Below are 16,308 nucleotides of genomic sequence, written 5' to 3' on the forward strand. Positions count from 1 at the left end.
CCATGAACGCCCAAATGCCTCTCAAAACGACAGCAATCCTTCAGAAAGACATCACGCCTGAAGGCGGCGACTACGAAATCGTCCGTCGTGCCATCGAAAAGATCAGCCTCGACTATCGCGACCAGCCTTCGTTGGAAGTGCTGGCCGAGGAGGTCGGCGAGACGCCGACCGGGCTGCAGAAGCTGTTCACCCGCTGGGCCGGCCTGTCGCCCAAGGCTTTTCTGCAGGCCGTCACCCTCGATCATGCGCGCAAACTGCTGGATGCCGGCATGCCGCTGCTGGAAACTTCGTTCGAACTCGGCATGTCCGGCCCAGGCCGGCTGCACGATTTGTTCGTCACTCACGAAGCGATGTCGCCGGGCGATTACAAGACGCGCGGCGCCGGGCTCACCATCCGCTACGGCTACCATATCTCGCCTTTCGGCATCGCCCTGATCATGGTGACTGACCGCGGCCTCGCCGGCCTCGCCTTCAACGACCCGGGCGGCGAGCGTGCGGCCTTTGCCGACATGTCCAGCCGCTGGCCGAACGCTAGCTATGTCGAGGACATGGCTGCAACGGCGCCCTATGCCGCGCGCATTTTCGATCCGACGCTGTGGCGCGCCGACCAGCCGCTCCGCGTCGTCATGATCGGCACCGACTTCCAGGTCCGCGTCTGGGAAGCCTTGCTGCGTATTCCGATGGGCCAGGCCTGCACCTATTCCTCGATCGCCGCGCGCATCGGCGCACCGAGCGCCAGCCGGGCTGTCGGTGCCGCGGTCGGCGCCAATCCGATGTCCTTCGTCGTCCCGTGCCACCGGGCTCTCGGCAAGTCCGGTGCGCTCACCGGCTACCATTGGGGCCTGACCCGCAAACGCGCCATCCTCGGCTGGGAGGCGGGACAGGTCTCTTCGTGAATAGCCAAAGAATGGAACGATAGGAGCGATGTCAGGACCGCTAGGGTGACAAGCAGCGATCTTACGGAGTAGCTTCCCGCATGCGTTAGCGGGAGGCACTTCTTGATCGTCGTCATCGGCTCCATCAATCTCGACCTCATCGCCAGTGTCGACCGCTTGCCCGGTCCCGGCGAGACGGTGCGCGGCTCCGGTTTCGCTACTGCCCCCGGCGGCAAGGGCGCGAACCAGGCGCTGGCCGCCGCCCGCGCCGGGGCCAAGGTGCGCATGGTCGGCGCAGTCGGCAAGGACAGCTTCGCCGGCGAGGCTCTGGCGCTGCTGCGCGAGGGCAAGATCGACCTGTCCGGCGTCGGCGAGACTTTTGCCTCGACCGGTACCGCGTTGATCATGGTCGGCGCCGACGGCGAGAACGTGATCGCCGTTGTGCCGGGCGCCAACGATTCGGTCGTGCCGGGTGACCTTTCCAAGGCTTTCCTGAAAAACGGCGATGTCGTGCTGTTGCAGTTGGAAGTCCCGCTGCAAACGGTCGAGACGGCGCTTGACGCGGCAAGGACGGCCGGCGCGGTCACCGTGCTCAACACCGCCCCTTTCCATAGCGACGCCGCCGGCTTCCTCGGCAAGGCCGACTATCTCGTCGCCAACGAAACCGAGTTCGACCTCTATGGCGAGGCGCTGTCGTTGAGTGGCCGCGACCGCCCGGCGCGGATGCGCGACTATGCCTCGAGAACCGGCCGCACCATCGTCGTCACGCTTGGCCCGGACGGCGTTTTGGCAGCAACGCCGGACGATCTTCTGATGGTTCCGGCGCTGAAGATCACCCCGCTCGACACGGTCGGCGCCGGCGACACGTTCTGCGGCTATTTTGCAGCCGGGCTGGCAGCCGGCCTGCCGCTCGACCAGGCGCTTGCCCGCGCTGCCGCAGCCGGTTCGCTGGCCTGCCTGAAAGCCGGTGCACAGCCGGCCATCCCGCTGGCCAGGGACGTCGATGCCGCCCTGCAGAAATCCGCAGGCTAAAGCGGGATGACAGCCGCGCGCCCGACAACGAAGCATGCGGTGCCGCCCGCCGGCGACATCTGCCGCCTGTCCGCCGTGGAACTGGCCAACAGGATCAGGCGCCGGCAACTTTCGGTACGCGAAGTGGTCGCGGCATTCCTCGACAGGATCGAGGCGGTGAACCCGCTGGTCAACGCTATCGTTTCATTGCGCGAACATGCCGACATCCTGCGCGTGGCAGACAGCGCTGACGCCCATCTGGCGCGAGGAGGAGATACCGGATCGCTGTTCGGCCTGCCGATCGCGATTAAGGATCTTGCGCTGACAAAAGGCCTGAGAACCACCTTCGGCTCGCCGATCTTCGCCGATTTCGTGCCTGAGGAAGACGACTTCTTCGTCGAGCGCGTCCGCAAGGCCGGCGCCATCATCATAGGCAAGACCAACGTTCCCGAATTCGGGCTCGGCTCCAACACCTACAACACCGTGTTCGGCCAGACGCTCAACGCATTCGACCCGACGCTGACCGCCGGCGGCTCGAGCGGCGGCGCGGCGGTCGCGCTGGCGCTCGACATGGTTCCCGTTGCCGATGGCAGCGATTTTGGCGGCTCGTTGCGCAATCCCGCTGCCTACAACAATGTCTATGGGTTCCGCCCGTCGCAGGGATTGGTGCCGGCTGGCCCTGACCTTGATGTGTTTCATGCGCAAATGGGCGTCGAAGGGCCGATGGGGCGTAACGTGCGCGACATGGCGCTGCTGCTCGACGTGCAGGCCGGCTATCATCCTCGCGCGCCGCTGTCGCATGATAAGCCAGGCTCGTTTCTCCAAGGGGTGGAAACGCCGGCGGCCGGCGGGCGTATCGCCTGGCTCGGCGATCTCGACGGTCATCTGCCGGTTGAAGCAGGCATTCTACAGCTTTGCGAGGCAGCACTCGGCCGGTTCGCGGATGTGTCCTTCGAGGCCGAGCCGCTGACGCCGGAATTCGACTTCGAAGCGCTGTGGCAGGCCTTTGTAACGCTTCGGCAGGCGAGCAGCGGTTGTGCGCTCAAGGTGCACTACGATGATCCCTTGAAACGCAGTCTGCTGAAGGCGGAGGCCGTGTGGGAGGTGGAACATGCGCTTCGCCTCACCGCGCCGCAAATCCATGCCGCAACTGTGAGGCGCTCGTCCTGGCATCGAATGCTGCTATCGCTCTTCGAGCGTTTCGACCTGATTGCGCTGCCAGCCGCACAGGTCTTTCCCTTCGACGTCGCCACCCTCTGGCCAAGGGAAGTGGCCGGGCGTGCCATGGACAGCTATCACCGCTGGATGCAGGTCTCAGCGCTCGCCACGCTGGGCGGCTGCCCGGCGATCAATGTGCCGGCGGGCTTCGACTCCAGGGGCAGGCCAATGGGCATGCAATTGATCGGGCGGCCGCGCGGTGACCTCTCCGTGCTGAGGGCGGCTGCCGCCTATGAGGCAACGCTGCCATGGCAGGCCGGCGCCTGCTGAAATCAGCTCCGCATTGTCGGCGCCTCGCCGACTTGCACGCAGCTCATCGCCATGCATTGATCGCGACAGCACGCCGCACGAGCGGCATTCTGCGGAGGGAAAAATGTCGCTGGAACTCTACGCCACCTACGTCGTCGCCTGCATCGTCATCGTCCTGGTGCCTGGACCGACGGTCACGCTGATCATCGCCAACAGCATACGCCATGGCTCCCGCGCCGGCCTCGCCAACGTCGCCGGCACCCAGGCCGGGCTAGCCATCATGATCGCCATCGTCGGCATCGGATTGACTTCGCTGATCGCCGGCATGGGCCACTGGTTCGAATTGGTCAGGCTGATCGGCGCTGCCTACCTGATCTGGATGGGCGTGCAGATGTTCCGCTCGAAAGGCAAGCTGAACGCCGACGGATCGGCAAAAAGACCGCGCGGCGGCTTCTTTTTGCAGGGCCTGCTGGTGGCGATCAGCAATCCGAAGACGCTGGTGTTCTTCGGCGCCTTCTTTCCGCAGTTCATTGCGCCTGAAGGCAATTATGCGTTACAGATCGGCGTCATGGGTCTCACCGCGATGATCTTCGCCGCCGTCTCGGATTCGACCTACGCGCTGGCCGCCGGCCGCGCCGGGCGCCTGCTGTCGGCCGGCCGCGTCAAGCTGCTGTCGCGGATCAGCGGCAGCTTCCTGGTCGGCGGCGGCCTGTGGCTGGCATTTTCCAAGGCGAAGTAACGGCACCTTTCCCTTCTCGCGTTGTGGAGAAGGTGGCCGAGCGAAGCTCGGTTGGATGAGGGGTGTTCCAGCTTGGCAATGACTGCACTCCGCCCAACCCATCAAGGGGGAATGAAAGACGGCGCTAAAGCCGCCCCAGCCTTTCCAGCAACAGCGCGAAAAACGCATCGTGGTCGATGTCACGCATCACCATGGCGTTCTTCGGCCGCTTGGTCACTCCCCACCAGTCGATCACCGTCATGCCCATGGTGAGCTCCGAGGCGGTTTCCACGCTGACATTGCAGTTGCGGCCCTTGAACAGCTTCGGCTTCAACAGATAGGCGATGACGCAAGGATCGTGCAGCGGGCCGCCGTCGGTGCCGTATTTTTCCTCGTCGAACCGTTCGAAGAATTCCAGCATGTCCGCGGTGGCCGTGCCGACCCGGGTGCCGAGCTTGCGGAAGGCCTTCGTGCGCTTGGCGGTGGTCAGCGCCTTGTGGGTGACGTCGAGCGGCATCATTACGATCGGAATGCCGGATTTGAACACGACGTCGGCGGCATGCGGGTCGACATAGATGTTGAACTCGGCGGTCGGCGTGACGTTGCCGCCCTCGAAGAAGCCGCCGCCCATCAGCACGATCTCCTTGATGCGCGGGCCGATCTTGGGCTCGCGGATCAGCGCCAGCGCAACATTGGTGAGCGGTCCGAGCGCGCACAGCGTGATCGTGCCGCTCTCCTCCCTCATCAGCGTCTCGACGATGAAATCGACCGCATACTCGTCCTGCAGCTTCATCTTTGGTTCGGGCAGTTGCGGTCCATTGAGGCCGGTCTTGCCATGCACTTCCTCGGCGGTGACGAGTTCGCGCGCCAGTGGCCGGATGGCACCTGCATAGACCTGGACGTCCGTCCGGCCGGCCAGTTCGCAGATCTTGCGGGCGTTTTTTTCGGTAAGTTTCAGCGGCACGTTGCCGGCCACCGCGGTGATGCCGACGATCTCCAGCTCGGCGCTGCCCAGCGCCAGCAATATGGCAACGGCATCGTCCTGGCCGGGGTCAGTGTCGATGATGATCCTGCGGGATTGGGGCATTTCAATTCCTTGTTTTGGCAAGTCTTTTTGGGCGGGACGTGTGACGGCTTGAAGTCTGCCGGGCGGCGGACCATATCAAGACCATCGGGAAAAATGCCATCCGGGTTTTTCCACTTTATGTCGCTCTTGAGAGGACACTGTAACATGAGCCGAATGACGCCTTTTTCCAGCCCGCTTCTCCTCGGTTTCGATTCCATGGAAAAGACGCTGGAGCGCTTGGCAAAGTCCGGTGACAGCTATCCTCCCTACAACATCGAGCGCCTCAGCGGTGCCGACGGCAAAACCGAAAGGCTGCGTATCACGCTCGCCGTCGCCGGTTTCGCGGAAAGCGATCTCGATGTCACAACGGAGGAGAACCAGTTGGTCGTGCGCGGCCGTCAGAACGACGACACCGAGCGCGAATTTCTCCACCGCGGCATCGCTGCGCGCCAGTTCCAGCGCTGTTTCGTGCTGGCCGACGGCATGCGGGTGATTGCGGCGGAATTGAAGAACGGCCTTCTGTCGATCGATCTCGATCGGCCGGAGTCCGAACGGCTGGTACGAAAAATAAACATATCGGTGAAAGACTGATTTTTGCCGATAGCTCTCATGCGGGATGGCCTTGAGCGGCGTCTCGCGGCAAGGAGGCTTGAAATGACCAGAACTAACGAAAATATCATCATGACCAGCGGCGAATTCGCCCATCTCGGCGAAGGTTCGGTCGCCTATCTCAGGAAAGTGTCGAGCGACGATCTGCGCGGCCGTTTCCCGGGCCTCGGCGAAATCGCGCCCGGGCTGGAACTGTGGGCCCTGTTTGCCGCCAATGGCCAGCCGATCCTGCTTTCGGACGCTCGCGATCGGGCACTGGCTGGCGCGCTGGAAAACGATCTGACCCCGGTCGCTATCCACTAACGTCGTTATCCACTGACAACGGCGCCATCAACTGACAAATATGGCGCGGCGATCTGGTTGGAGACGGACAGGGCCGCACACGGCGGCCCTTCAAGGGATTTAATCAAAACCTCAGGCGGCGTGCGAGGCCTGCGTGTCCGACAGCAGCGCGTGGATGGCTACGGCGTCGCGCGTGCCTCTGATCTTGGCAACCGTGTCGGCATCGCGCAGCACCCGCGCGATGCGCGACAGCGCCTTGAGATGGTCGGCGCCGGCACCTTCGGGAGCCAAAAGCAGAAACACCAGGTCGACCGGCTGATCATCGAGGGCCTCGAAGTCCACCGGTGTCTCCAGCCGGGCAAAGACACCGGCGATCCGCTTCACCCCAGCCAGCTTGCCGTGCGGAATAGCGATGCCGTTGCCGACGCCGGTCGAGCCGAGGCGCTCGCGTTGCAGGATGGTGTCGAACACCTCTCGCTCCGGAATGCCGGAAATCGCCGCCGCCCGTTCGGACAGCAATTGCAGCAGCTGCTTTTTGGAGTTCGCCTTCAACGCCGGCATGATTGCCGGAACGCTGACGAGATCGCTCAGATCCATGCTTGAAATCCCTTGTTCGCCTGCCGTCGCCAGTCCCCACGCTCGCGTGCGGCTGGTTTTTACCCCTGCGCGACCTTGGCCGTGGACGGGTCGATCCAGCCGATATTCCCGTCCGGCCGGCGATAGACGATATTGAGATGGTCGTTTCCGGCATTGCGGAAGACCAGGACCGGGCTGTCCTTGGTGTCGAGTTCGATCACCGCTGACGCCACCGACATGGTCCGCAGCGTCATGGTCGATTCGGCGACGATGGCCGGCGCGAAATTCTCCGGTATGTCCTCCTCGTCGTCGGTAAGCGGCGCCATCACCGTATAGGCGACGTCGGTGAGCTCGCCGTTGCTATTGCCTGAATTGTGCGACTTCAGCCGGCGTTTGTAGCGCCTGAGTCGTGTTTCCAGACGGTCTGCCGCGGTATCGAAGGCAAGCGTTGGATCCTGGGCATCGCCGGTCGCCTGCAGCGAAGCACCGGAGTCCAGCCGGATCATGCAATCGGCCGTGTAGCGCGACCCCGATTTGACGACTACGATTTGCCCTGAAAAGCCCCGATCGAAATATTTCCCGATCACTTCCCCGACACGGTCGTTGATGCGCGTACGGAACGCATCGCCGATATCCATGTGTTTTCCCGATATGCGCAGTGTCATCTGAAAACTGACCTTCCTTGCTCAGGCTTCAAACTGTCCCGAGTTTATACTCGTGGTCCGCGCGCACAAGCTTTTGCGGCGTCACTTGCGCCGATTTTAGATCCGAACTTTCCGGTTGATCACAAGCCGCCTTCTTGGCCGTCCCGTGGCCTACGTCGTGACGGACCATCTCTCGTGCGGGCATCGGCGAACTCAAATCCACTCGCTAGCCCGTCTCATGCGGGCGGGCTTCTAGCCACTTCGTTGCCGCTTGTCAATGAACTGCGAAAGCTGTGGAAATTCCGTCGGAGCTCAACGGCCGGCGCTGGCCAAAGCGCGTTTTTCGCGCCGCCGCTGCACCGAAGAGGGTATGTTCATGCCTTCCCGGTATTTGGCCACCGTGCGTCTGGCAATGTCGACGCCGCTTTCCCGCAGCATGTCGACGATGGCATCGTCGGAAAGCACATCGACGGCTTTCTCCTCGTCGATCAGCTGCTTTATGCGGTCGCGCACCGCTTCCGACGAATGCGCATCGCCGCCACCTGACGAAGCGATCGAGGCGGTGAAGAAATAGCGCAGCTCGAACACACCGCGCGGCGTCAGCATGTATTTGTTTGCCGTGACCCGGCTGACCGTTGATTCGTGCATGCCGATGGCGTCCGCCACCGTACGCAGGTTGAGCGGCTTCAGGTGCCGCACGCCGTGGACGAGAAAAGCGTCCTGCTGGCGCACGATCTCAGAGGCCACCTTGAGAATGGTCTTCGCCCGCTGGTCGAGGCTGCGCGTGAGCCAGTTGGCGTTCTGCAGGCATTCGGCGAGGAAATCCTTTTCCGCCTGGTTTTTCGCATGTGGCGTGACCTGGGCGAAATAGATGTGATCGACCAGCACGCGCGGCAGCGTCTCGGCATTGAGCTCGACCGTCCAGCTGCCGTCATTGGCTGCGCGCACCTCGACGTCGGCCACGACTGCGTCGCTGGCACCGCACGAAAATGCCATTCCTGGCCGCGGGTCGAGCGCCCGGATCTCGGCCAGCATGTCGAGCAGATCCTCCTCGTCGACGCCGCAAATCCGCTTCAGCGTCTGGAAATCGCGCCGTGCCAGGAGTTCGAGATTGGCGATCAGCGCCTTCATCGCCGGATCGAGCCGGTCGCGCACGGCAAGCTGCAGCAACAGGCATTCGGCGAGGTCGCGGGCGAAGATGCCGGCGGGCTCGAATGTCTGGCAGACCGCCAGGACCCTTGCCACCGCCGTGGCGTTCGTGCCGAGGCGGGCCGCGATCTCGGCCATGTCGGCACGCATGTAGCCGGCCTCGTCGAGGCCGTCGGCAAGCTCGCTGGCGATCAGGCGGGCCGCCGGATCGGCAAAGGCGAGCGCTACCTGCTCGCCGACATGGTCGCGCAGCGTGATGGCAGCCGCCGCCATGTCCGCGACGTCAAAGCCGTCGGAGGAAGAGGTGGAACCGTTGCCGGACGCCGATTTCCATTGCGCCGTCAGGTCGGGCCCCAGCCGCTCGCTCGTACCAGGATCATCGGGAAACAGGTTTTCCAGCGATGTATCGAGCTTTTCCGAGATCGCCTCGGCGCTCCACGCCGTCTCCGCTTCGAACCAGTCGCCGTCGGCAGCTGGTTCTGGTGCAGCGTCGCCCTTCTGCGCCTGGTCGCTGGCGGCGTCCTCCTGCGGTTCGGCACGTTCCAGCAGTGGATTGCGTTCGATCTCGTCGTCGATGAAGCGTTCCAGCTCGAGATGGGTGAACTGCAGCAGGCGGATTGACTGCATCAGCTGCGGCGTCATCACCAGCGACTGCGACTGTCGTAGCTGTAGTTTTGCCGCCAACGCCATGGTTCGGTTTCAAACGCTCCGTCTACACACCCGCACTGCTGGAAGGAATTTTCCAGGCCAGCATAGAAACTGGCCCGGCTTTTGCTTGTCAAGGCGAGGAGCGGTAAAACTCGCCTGCCGACACGTTTTCAGGCAGAAAATTGAAGAAAAAGCTGCTGGACTACGCCGGAAATCCCGCTCGAACCGGAATTTCGCACTTAGAGCGTAAATCCCTCGCCGAGATAAAGCCGCCGCACATCGGCATTTGCGACTATCTCGTCGGCCCGGCCATGGGTCAGCACCTGACCGGCATGGATGATGTAGGCGCGGTCGATCAGGCCAAGTGTCTCGCGGACATTGTGGTCGGTGATCAGCACGCCGATGCCACGTGCCGTCAAATGGCGCACGAGCTGCTGGATGTCGGCGACGGCGATCGGATCGATGCCGGCGAACGGTTCGTCGAGCAGCATGTAGGCAGGGCGGGTTGCCAACGCACGGGCAATTTCGAGGCGTCGCCGCTCACCACCGGAGAGCGACAGCGACGGAGCCTTGCGCAGATGGCTGATGTGAAATTCCTCGAGCAATTCGTCGAGCAGCCGCTCACGCTCCTTGCGGCTCTTTTCGACCACTTCGAGCACGGCCCGGATGTTTTGCTCGACATTCAGGCCGCGAAAAATTGACGCTTCCTGCGGCAGGTAGCCAATGCCGAGACGGGCGCGGCGATACATCGGCATCGATGTGACGTCGAAACCGTCGATTTCGATGGTGCCTTCATCGACCGGCACCAGGCCGGTCACCATGTAGAAACAGGTCGTCTTGCCGGCGCCGTTGGGGCCGAGCAGCCCAACCGCCTCGCCGGCGCGCACGCCCAGCGTCACGCCGCTGACGACTTTGCGGCCCTTGTAACTTTTGGTCAGCCCTTTGGCGATCAAGGTTCCCTTGAACTTTGCCGCTTCGACGGTGACCCTGGCCGGTGCCGCAAGTTTGCTGGCGGCGCGCCCTGGAAGACGCGCCAGCAGCGACGATATGCCGGTCATCAGGGTTTCGCTGCTCCAGACTTCGCCGGCGGCGTGATCGACATCATGACGCGGCCGCCGCAAGCGTCGACCTGGGCAAGGCCGCTCTTCATCTGCACGGTAAGCTTGCAGCCGACAAGCACGTTGTCGCCTTGCGAGAGCACGACCTTGCTGCCCGAAAGCACCAGCACTTCGGTCTTCATGTCGAAGGTGCCGCGGTCGCCGGTGGCAACCTGATCGTCCGATTTGATGTAGACCTTATCGTCGACCTCGAGATGGTCGATGTTGGCGGATCCGGTCATTGCCGCGGCACCCGCGGGCTGGGCGCCTTTGGCGGCGCCTGCATCCCTGACGTAATAGACCGTCATTTTGCCGGCCTTGAGCACGGTTGGACCCTGGACGACGTTGACGTTGCCGGTGAAGACGGCGACGCTTTCCGCCTGGCGCACCTCGAGCTTGTCGCTTTCGATCTGGATAGGCTTGTCGCCCGACAGCCTGAGGCCGGACATTTGGCTGGTGGCACTGGATTGCGCCAGCGACGGCGCCGTCCCGAAGGTCAGCCCCAAGGGCAACCCAAGCGTTAACGCCGAGATCGCGGCGAGGCGCCGTGCCGAACTACTGAACCGCATTGGTCTCTCCGCTCTTTGCCTCTGCCGCCTTCAAACTGGCGGGATCGATGTCGACGCGCACCTTGTTCTCGAAAATCAGGACCTTGCCATTGTCCTGGACCGACATCGAATCCGCCCTGATCCGCGACCCGCCGCGGCTGACATCGACAGGTTCGCTTGTCTTCATAGTGCCTTCGGCCATGTCGAGATAGACTGATTTAAATTTTGCCAGCACGCCATCCGTGGTCGACACGGTCACGTCGCTGGTCAGGCTGAATGTGTTGCCGTCGCGATCGTAGGTGCCGTGCGCAGCACCGATGGCGGCGGTGTTGTCGGCCGCAATCGGCAGCTTGGCCTTGATACCTTCCAGATCGATGATGCCCTGTTTGCTGACATCCTGTATGGCGCGGAGCGCTGTCATCGAATAGGGCAGGTTTTGCTTGGTGAAGCCGTTGAGCTTGGGATTGGCCATCACCAGCTTGCCATCGGCAAAGGCGCCGCCGTCGGCCTGCACCTCGATTGCAGCGGGTGCCATGAGATAGGAATAGACCGGAAACGCGACCGCGATCACGGCGGCGACCAGCGGTACGGCCAGCTTCAGGATCCGGACCCGGCGCGAATGACGCTGCGCAATGTCAAACGCGTCGACCCGCGCCCGGCCTGCGGCCTTGGGAGCCAACTCCGTCTCGGTGTTGGTCGGTTCGATTGGTCCCGCTAACATGACTGCTTCTTCTAAACCCCTGCCCGCCAGGCCGCCCTATAGGTGGGATGCCGGCGCCCTCAAGCAAGCAAAAGCCGAGGAAAACCGCAAAAATGTGACAGCCGCCCCTGTACAACGAAAATGGCCCCAGCGCAGCCTGTACCTCATACCAGATATAGGCGCACAGTGTTAGAGCCTGTGGAACGCGACAGGTTGAGGCTTACCGCGAATGCCTGAGGCCTTTGTCGCAAGCCCGTCAGGAAACGGTAGCCGGGCGCGAATGGTTGCTTTAAAAGCATCTGCTCCCACCGACTACGAGGCTGACCATGGCATTGAGAGCCGACGACCTGATCGACCGCCGCCGCTTGCGCCGCAAGCTGACATTCTGGCGTACCGCGGCGATTATCGTCGCCGCAGCCGGGCTGATCGCCTTTTCGGCGTGGATCTATGGTGACGACTTCACCAGCGCGGCAGTCGACCACATCGCCAAGGTCAAGATCGAAGGTACCATCACCGAAGACGAAGAACTGATCAAGCGGCTGGAGGCCATCCGTCAGTCGCCGCGCGTCAAGGCTGTGATCCTGTCGATCGATTCACCCGGCGGCACCACCGTCGGTGGCGAGTCGATCTATGAGGCAGTGCGCAAGCTCGCCGCCGACAAGCCGGTGGTGGCCGAGGTCGGCACGCTCGCGGCTTCGGCGGGCTACATGATCGCCACCGCGGCCGACCATATTGTCGCACGCAAATCCTCGATCGTCGGCTCGATCGGCGTGCTGATCCAGTACCCGGACGTCAGCGGCCTCATGGACAAGCTCGGCGTCAAGCTGGAGGAGGTGAAATCCTCGCCCTTGAAGGCGTCGCCTTCTCCCTTCAAGCCGACCAATGACGATGAGCGCGCCATGGTCCGCAAGCTCATCCTCGACAGCTACGACTGGTTCGTCGGCATCGTCGCCGAGCGCCGCAACATGACCAAGCCGGAGGCGCTGGCGCTCGCAGACGGGTCGATCTTCACCGGCCGGCAGGCGGTCGCCAACAGATTGATCGACGCGGTCGGCGGTGAAGCCGAAGCGATCGACTGGCTTGCAGGCAAGGGGGTCGATGCCAAGCTCAAGGTGCTGGAATGGAAGGACACGGAAAAACGCGGTGGTTTCCTGTTCTCCAAGGCGATGGCGCAGACCGTCGGCGCTGCGCTTGGCCTGCCCGGCCATGGCGGCGACGTCCTTCACGAAATTGGAGCGGACCGCTTGTTTCTTGACGGTCTCGTTTCCGTCTGGCACCCTTGAGGAACCGCTTGGGACGAGTGAAAAACCAAATAAAATCATTCTGATAATTTCGGCGGCACTGCTTTCACGGGGAGCCTTTTCATGATCAAATCCGAACTTGTTCAGATCATCGCCACGCGTAATCCGCATCTTTTCCTGCGCGACGTCGAAAACATTGTCAGCGCTATCTTCGATGAAATCACCGACGCGCTTGCCGAGGGCAACCGGGTCGAGTTGCGCGGCTTCGGCGCGTTTTCGGTGAAAAACCGCCCTGCCCGCACCGGCCGCAACCCGCGCACCGGCGAATCCGTGGAGGTTGAGGAGAAATGGGTACCGTTCTTCAAGACCGGCAAGGAATTGCGTGAAAGGCTGAACGGAGGCAAATAGGCGCGGCACGCGCCACCGCTCCTGCCTTTTCTTCCGAACGGAAAAACATGTTCAATCGCTTCATTCTCATCGTGGTTTTCGTGCCGCTGGCCGTCATCCTGATTGCGCTGGCCGTCGCGAACCGCGAACCGGTAGCCTTCACACTCGATCCGTTCAATCCCGGCAATCCGGCGCTGACGCTGACCGTGCCGCTCTTCATTTTCCTGTTCCTGGCGCTGGCTATCGGCATGATCGTCGGCAGCCTGGCGACCTGGATCAAGCAGGGCCGCTACCGCAAGCTGGCGCGCCAGCGCGGCGCCGAGGCCGAGAACCTGCGCGGTCAGCCGCGCGCCCACCGCGTCGCAGAGCCCAGTCTTGCCGAAGCCGACGAACTGAGCCGCGGCTCGGGCCTGAGGCACAACCGGCCTAGTCCTCCACGGAGCCTTTCATGCTGACCATTTCCGCCGCCGAGGTCGACCGCGCGCTGACCTTTTCCGGGCTGGTCGAGACGTTACGCACCGCCTTTCGCGATGGCGCCGTGCAGCCGGTCAGGCACCATCACACTGTCGAGCGGCCCGATGGCGCCGCCTCGACGCTGCTTTTGATGCCGGCCTGGACCGACTTCAACGCAGCCGGCACCTCGGCCGATGGCCATATCGGCGTCAAGATCGTCACCGTGTCGCCTGACAACAATGCTGTCGGCAAGCCCGCGGTGATGGGGCTTTACCTCTTGCTCGACGGCGCCACAGGCGAGCCTCAGGCCTTGATCGATGGCCAGAGGCTGACACAGTGGCGCACGGCCTGTGCCTCGGCGCTGGCTGCCTCCTATCTGGCCCGCGAGGATGCATCGCGGCTGCTGGTGGTCGGCGCCGGCGCGCTGTCGCCATTCCTTGCAAAGGCTCATTCGGCGGTGCGTCCGATCAAGAACATCCGCATCTGGAACCGCACGTCGTCGAATGCCGAAAAGGTCGCGGCAAAATTGCGTGCCGAGGGTTTTGCGGCCGAAGCAGCAGGCGATCTCGACGCCGAACTCGGAAAGGCCGATATCGTATCGTCGGCGACCATCACCACCATGCCACTGATCAAGGGCGCACTCTTGAAGTCCGGCACCCATGTCGATCTGGTCGGCGGCTTCACGCCGGCGATGCGCGAAAGCGACGACGACGCGATTGCACGCGCCCGCGTCTATGTCGACACCCGCGCCGGCGCCACCAAGGAAGCCGGCGATATCGTCCAGCCGCTGGCCTCCGGCGTTCTGAAGCCGGAAGCCATTGTCGCCGACCTCTATGAACTGGCGCGCGGCCAGAAAAAAGGCCGGCAGAACGACGACGAGATCACGCTGTTCAAGTCGGTCGGCGCAGCCCTCGAGGACCTCGCCGCCGGCATTGCCGTGTATCGGGCAAGCGAAAGGGGAGTAGGGGAGTAGGAACCGCACTGATCGTGCGGCGCCGCGCCAGCTATGTTTCCTGTCACGTACTGCCCTACTGCCCTACTCCCTTTGCCAATAAACCCGCAGCCGGTGGCTGTCGGGATCAAGCGCGACGAAGGTGCGGCCGAAATCCATGTCGGTCGGCGTCTGCAGAATTTTCAGCCCGCGGCCGGCCCACTCGGCATGGGTGGCGTCGACGGCACCCGGCGTGTCCAGCGCAAAGACGATCTCGGCGCCGCCGCCCGCTGCCGCGGCAGCCGGCTCCACGGTGTGACGCGACCAGAGGCCGAGCTTGAAGCCGTTGTCGAGCACGAACAGCACGAAGGTCGGCGAGGTCTCGACCGGTTGCCGCCCAAGCAGCGCGCTATAGAAGGCGCCGCTTTGCTCAGGCTTGTCGACATAGAGGATGACGAAATTGGGCGGTGTCATGAATTGCTCTCCAGATGGTTTCGACTGGAGGAGCATAGCGTATGCCACTGCCAGATTCTGGCAGCAGTCTCAACTGAGCAGCAGCCTTAGCTTGGCGTGTCGAGCGTCGCCCGCCATTCTTTGAGCAGCACCTGACGGCGGCGCGGATAGCGCATCTCGGTGGCGTTGAGGCCGGATATCCGATCGGCGCGAAAGTGCCTGAAATCCTGGCGCATCTCGCACCAGGCCGCGACGACGCGCACCTTGTCGAAGAAGCCGAGTGCGAACGGCCAGACGGTGCGCTCGGAGGCAGCGCCGCCGGCGTCGCGATAGACAAAGCTCAGCTTGCGCTCCTCGCGGATGGCCTGCCGCACCACGCCGAGATCGATGCCTTCTGTGACCTCGGTGCGCGACCCGACCAGCAGCGTCGAGGCATCGAGTTCCTCGCGCAAATCGTCCGGCAGCACCGCCGCGATCTTGGCCAGCGCGTCGGTGGCGGCGTTCGCAAGCCGCCAGTCCGGCTGCTTGGCCACCCAGCGCGAACCGAGAACGATCGCCTCGATCTCCTCATCGGTGAACATCAAGGGCGGCAGCATGAAACCTGGCCTGAGCACGTAACCCAGCCCCGCCTCACCCTCAATCGGCGCACCCTGCCCCTGCAGCGTGGCGATATCGCGATAGAGCGTGCGGATCGACACACCCATTTCGTCCGCGAGGCTGCGGCCGCTGACCGGCCGGCGATGCCGGCGCAGGATCTGGATCAGGTCGAGCAGGCGTTCGGCGCGGGACATGGATCGCAACCCGGTTTGATGGATGCCCAATTTGAATGGACGATAGTGCGCCTGCCCTTTCGACGGCAAGCAAGACGATCGCCGACCGGAACGTCTGCGCCCTGACGCCGTTGTCTGGCCATTATGGATATACGCGGTTTTCTGTTGTTCTGGTCGGTTTTGACCGCCATCGTCGCGGCGCTCAGCCTTGGGCCGTCTTTCGCCCATGTGCTGGAATCGGTGCCGCGGCTGACCAGATGGCGGCCTTCGCTCTGGCGTGAAACCACTGTCTTTAACGCTCAGTTCCAATTCTTCGCGATTATCGGCGCACCGCTGGACCTGGCGGCAATCGTCTGTCCGGGCCTCCTCGCCTGGATGCTGCGCAGCGATCGTCCGGCATTCTGGTGGGTCTTGGCCGCCACCGTGCTCTACCTGCTAGCGCTTGGGGCGTGGTTTGCGCTGGTCAAACCGGCAAACGATGTCCTGGCCACTTGGGTACCTGGACCGATCCCAGGCAATTTCGAAACCATCCGGAGCCGCTGGGAAACCGGCCATATGGTCGTCACCGGCTTCAAGGCCGTTGGTTTCATAGCGCTCGCAATCGGCCTGCTGTCGATCAGGCGCGGCTGATCCGGCTGCGCACGTCGGCAGCCCTTTTGTTGCGCCGGTCAATGTGCTGTGGC

The 16,308-nt window shown here is 63.1% G+C and carries 19 protein-coding genes and 1 pseudogene; 11 read left to right on the forward strand and 9 right to left on the reverse strand.

All coding sequences use genetic code 11. The features are described from left to right. Positions 1-2 precede the first annotated feature (2 nt). The 4 genes from NKJ84_RS11830 to NKJ84_RS11845 all read left to right on the forward strand — a co-directional run bounded on the left by NKJ84_RS11830 (position 3) and on the right by NKJ84_RS11845 (position 4,092). Positions 3-896: a methylated-DNA--[protein]-cysteine S-methyltransferase gene (locus NKJ84_RS11830; protein ID WP_254816823.1), complete on the forward strand. Its 894-nt coding sequence runs from the start codon at positions 3-5 to the stop codon at positions 894-896. 102 nt (positions 897-998) lie between these two features. Beyond that, positions 999-1,907 (forward strand): ribokinase, encoded by a 909-nt coding sequence (locus NKJ84_RS11835; protein ID WP_352506597.1) that lies wholly within the window; start codon positions 999-1,001, stop codon positions 1,905-1,907. Positions 1,908-1,913: 6 nt separating this feature from the next. Further along, a complete protein-coding gene (locus NKJ84_RS11840; RefSeq protein WP_352506598.1) occupies positions 1,914-3,374 on the forward strand; it encodes an amidase in 1,461 nt (486 codons plus the stop codon). A gap of 103 nt (positions 3,375-3,477) precedes the next feature. Next, complete coding sequence (locus tag NKJ84_RS11845) at positions 3,478-4,092, forward strand: LysE family translocator (protein WP_352506599.1); 615 nt, start codon at positions 3,478-3,480, stop codon at positions 4,090-4,092. Positions 4,093-4,216: 124 nt separating this feature from the next. On the opposite strand, the gene NKJ84_RS11850 is transcribed toward NKJ84_RS11845, so the two are convergent. Then, complete coding sequence (locus tag NKJ84_RS11850; protein WP_352506600.1) at positions 4,217-5,158, reverse strand: nucleoside hydrolase; 942 nt, start codon at positions 5,156-5,158, stop codon at positions 4,217-4,219. 144 nt (positions 5,159-5,302) lie between these two features. Between NKJ84_RS11850 and NKJ84_RS11855 the strand changes: the two genes are divergently transcribed. Beyond that, positions 5,303-5,728: an Hsp20 family protein gene (locus tag NKJ84_RS11855; RefSeq protein WP_023675270.1), complete on the forward strand. Its 426-nt coding sequence runs from the start codon at positions 5,303-5,305 to the stop codon at positions 5,726-5,728. Positions 5,729-5,791: 63 nt separating this feature from the next. Then, on the forward strand, positions 5,792-6,049 hold the full coding sequence (locus NKJ84_RS11860) for a BQ00720 family protein (RefSeq protein WP_023675269.1): 258 nt from the start codon (positions 5,792-5,794) through the stop codon (positions 6,047-6,049). Positions 6,050-6,160: 111 nt separating this feature from the next. On the opposite strand, the gene ptsN is transcribed toward NKJ84_RS11860, so the two are convergent. The 6 genes from ptsN to lptC all read right to left on the reverse strand — a co-directional run bounded on the left by ptsN (position 6,161) and on the right by lptC (position 11,411). Beyond that, complete coding sequence (gene ptsN, locus NKJ84_RS11865) at positions 6,161-6,625, reverse strand: PTS IIA-like nitrogen regulatory protein PtsN (protein WP_023675268.1); 465 nt, start codon at positions 6,623-6,625, stop codon at positions 6,161-6,163. Between the two features lie 59 nt (positions 6,626-6,684). Beyond that, entirely contained in the window at positions 6,685-7,269 is a 585-nt protein-coding gene (hpf, locus tag NKJ84_RS11870) for a ribosome hibernation-promoting factor, HPF/YfiA family (RefSeq protein WP_352506601.1), read from the reverse strand. A gap of 291 nt (positions 7,270-7,560) precedes the next feature. After that, positions 7,561-9,087, reverse strand: coding sequence for an RNA polymerase factor sigma-54 (gene rpoN / locus NKJ84_RS11875; protein WP_352506602.1), 1,527 nt, complete (start codon positions 9,085-9,087; stop codon positions 7,561-7,563). 197 nt (positions 9,088-9,284) lie between these two features. Further along, positions 9,285-10,103, reverse strand: a complete 819-nt coding sequence (lptB, locus tag NKJ84_RS11880; RefSeq protein ID WP_023718959.1) for an LPS export ABC transporter ATP-binding protein — start codon at positions 10,101-10,103, stop codon at positions 9,285-9,287. Then, entirely contained in the window at positions 10,103-10,711 is a 609-nt protein-coding gene (locus NKJ84_RS11885; protein ID WP_254816816.1) for an LptA/OstA family protein, read from the reverse strand. Before NKJ84_RS11885 ends, lptB begins: the two co-directional genes overlap by 1 nt. Beyond that, positions 10,698-11,411 carry an LPS export ABC transporter periplasmic protein LptC gene (gene lptC / locus NKJ84_RS11890; RefSeq protein ID WP_352506603.1) on the reverse strand — a complete coding sequence of 238 codons (714 nt, stop codon included), beginning with the start codon at positions 11,409-11,411 and terminating at the stop codon, positions 10,698-10,700. Before lptC ends, NKJ84_RS11885 begins: the two co-directional genes overlap by 14 nt. Positions 11,412-11,716: 305 nt before the next feature. On the opposite strand from lptC, the gene sppA reads away from it, so the two are divergent. The 4 genes and pseudogenes from sppA to lhpI all read left to right on the forward strand — a co-directional run bounded on the left by sppA (position 11,717) and on the right by lhpI (position 14,444). Continuing rightward, on the forward strand, positions 11,717-12,673 hold the full coding sequence (gene sppA / locus NKJ84_RS11895) for a signal peptide peptidase SppA (RefSeq protein ID WP_352506604.1): 957 nt from the start codon (positions 11,717-11,719) through the stop codon (positions 12,671-12,673). A gap of 81 nt (positions 12,674-12,754) precedes the next feature. Continuing rightward, entirely contained in the window at positions 12,755-13,039 is a 285-nt protein-coding gene (locus NKJ84_RS11900) for an integration host factor subunit beta (protein ID WP_023675261.1), read from the forward strand. Between the two features lie 47 nt (positions 13,040-13,086). Continuing rightward, a pseudogene (locus tag NKJ84_RS11905) lies at positions 13,087-13,414 on the forward strand (DUF1049 domain-containing protein). Between the two features lie 52 nt (positions 13,415-13,466). Next, positions 13,467-14,444 (forward strand): bifunctional Delta(1)-pyrroline-2-carboxylate/Delta(1)-piperideine-2-carboxylate reductase, encoded by a 978-nt coding sequence (gene lhpI, locus NKJ84_RS11910; RefSeq protein ID WP_352506605.1) that lies wholly within the window; start codon positions 13,467-13,469, stop codon positions 14,442-14,444. A gap of 63 nt (positions 14,445-14,507) precedes the next feature. On the opposite strand, the gene NKJ84_RS11915 is transcribed toward lhpI, so the two are convergent. Together NKJ84_RS11915 and NKJ84_RS11920 are read right to left on the reverse strand one after the other, a co-directional pair. Then, on the reverse strand, positions 14,508-14,876 hold the full coding sequence (locus NKJ84_RS11915; protein ID WP_352506606.1) for a VOC family protein: 369 nt from the start codon (positions 14,874-14,876) through the stop codon (positions 14,508-14,510). 86 nt (positions 14,877-14,962) lie between these two features. Beyond that, entirely contained in the window at positions 14,963-15,646 is a 684-nt protein-coding gene (locus NKJ84_RS11920) for a helix-turn-helix transcriptional regulator (protein WP_352506607.1), read from the reverse strand. Between the two features lie 123 nt (positions 15,647-15,769). Between NKJ84_RS11920 and NKJ84_RS11925 the strand changes: the two genes are divergently transcribed. Further along, positions 15,770-16,255, forward strand: a complete 486-nt coding sequence (locus NKJ84_RS11925; protein WP_352506608.1) for an anthrone oxygenase family protein — start codon at positions 15,770-15,772, stop codon at positions 16,253-16,255. The last annotated feature ends 53 nt before the right edge of the window (positions 16,256-16,308 follow it).

The organism is Mesorhizobium sp. M0048, from assembly GCF_040323405.1.
In the GTDB taxonomy this organism is placed as follows: domain Bacteria; phylum Pseudomonadota; class Alphaproteobacteria; order Rhizobiales; family Rhizobiaceae; genus Mesorhizobium.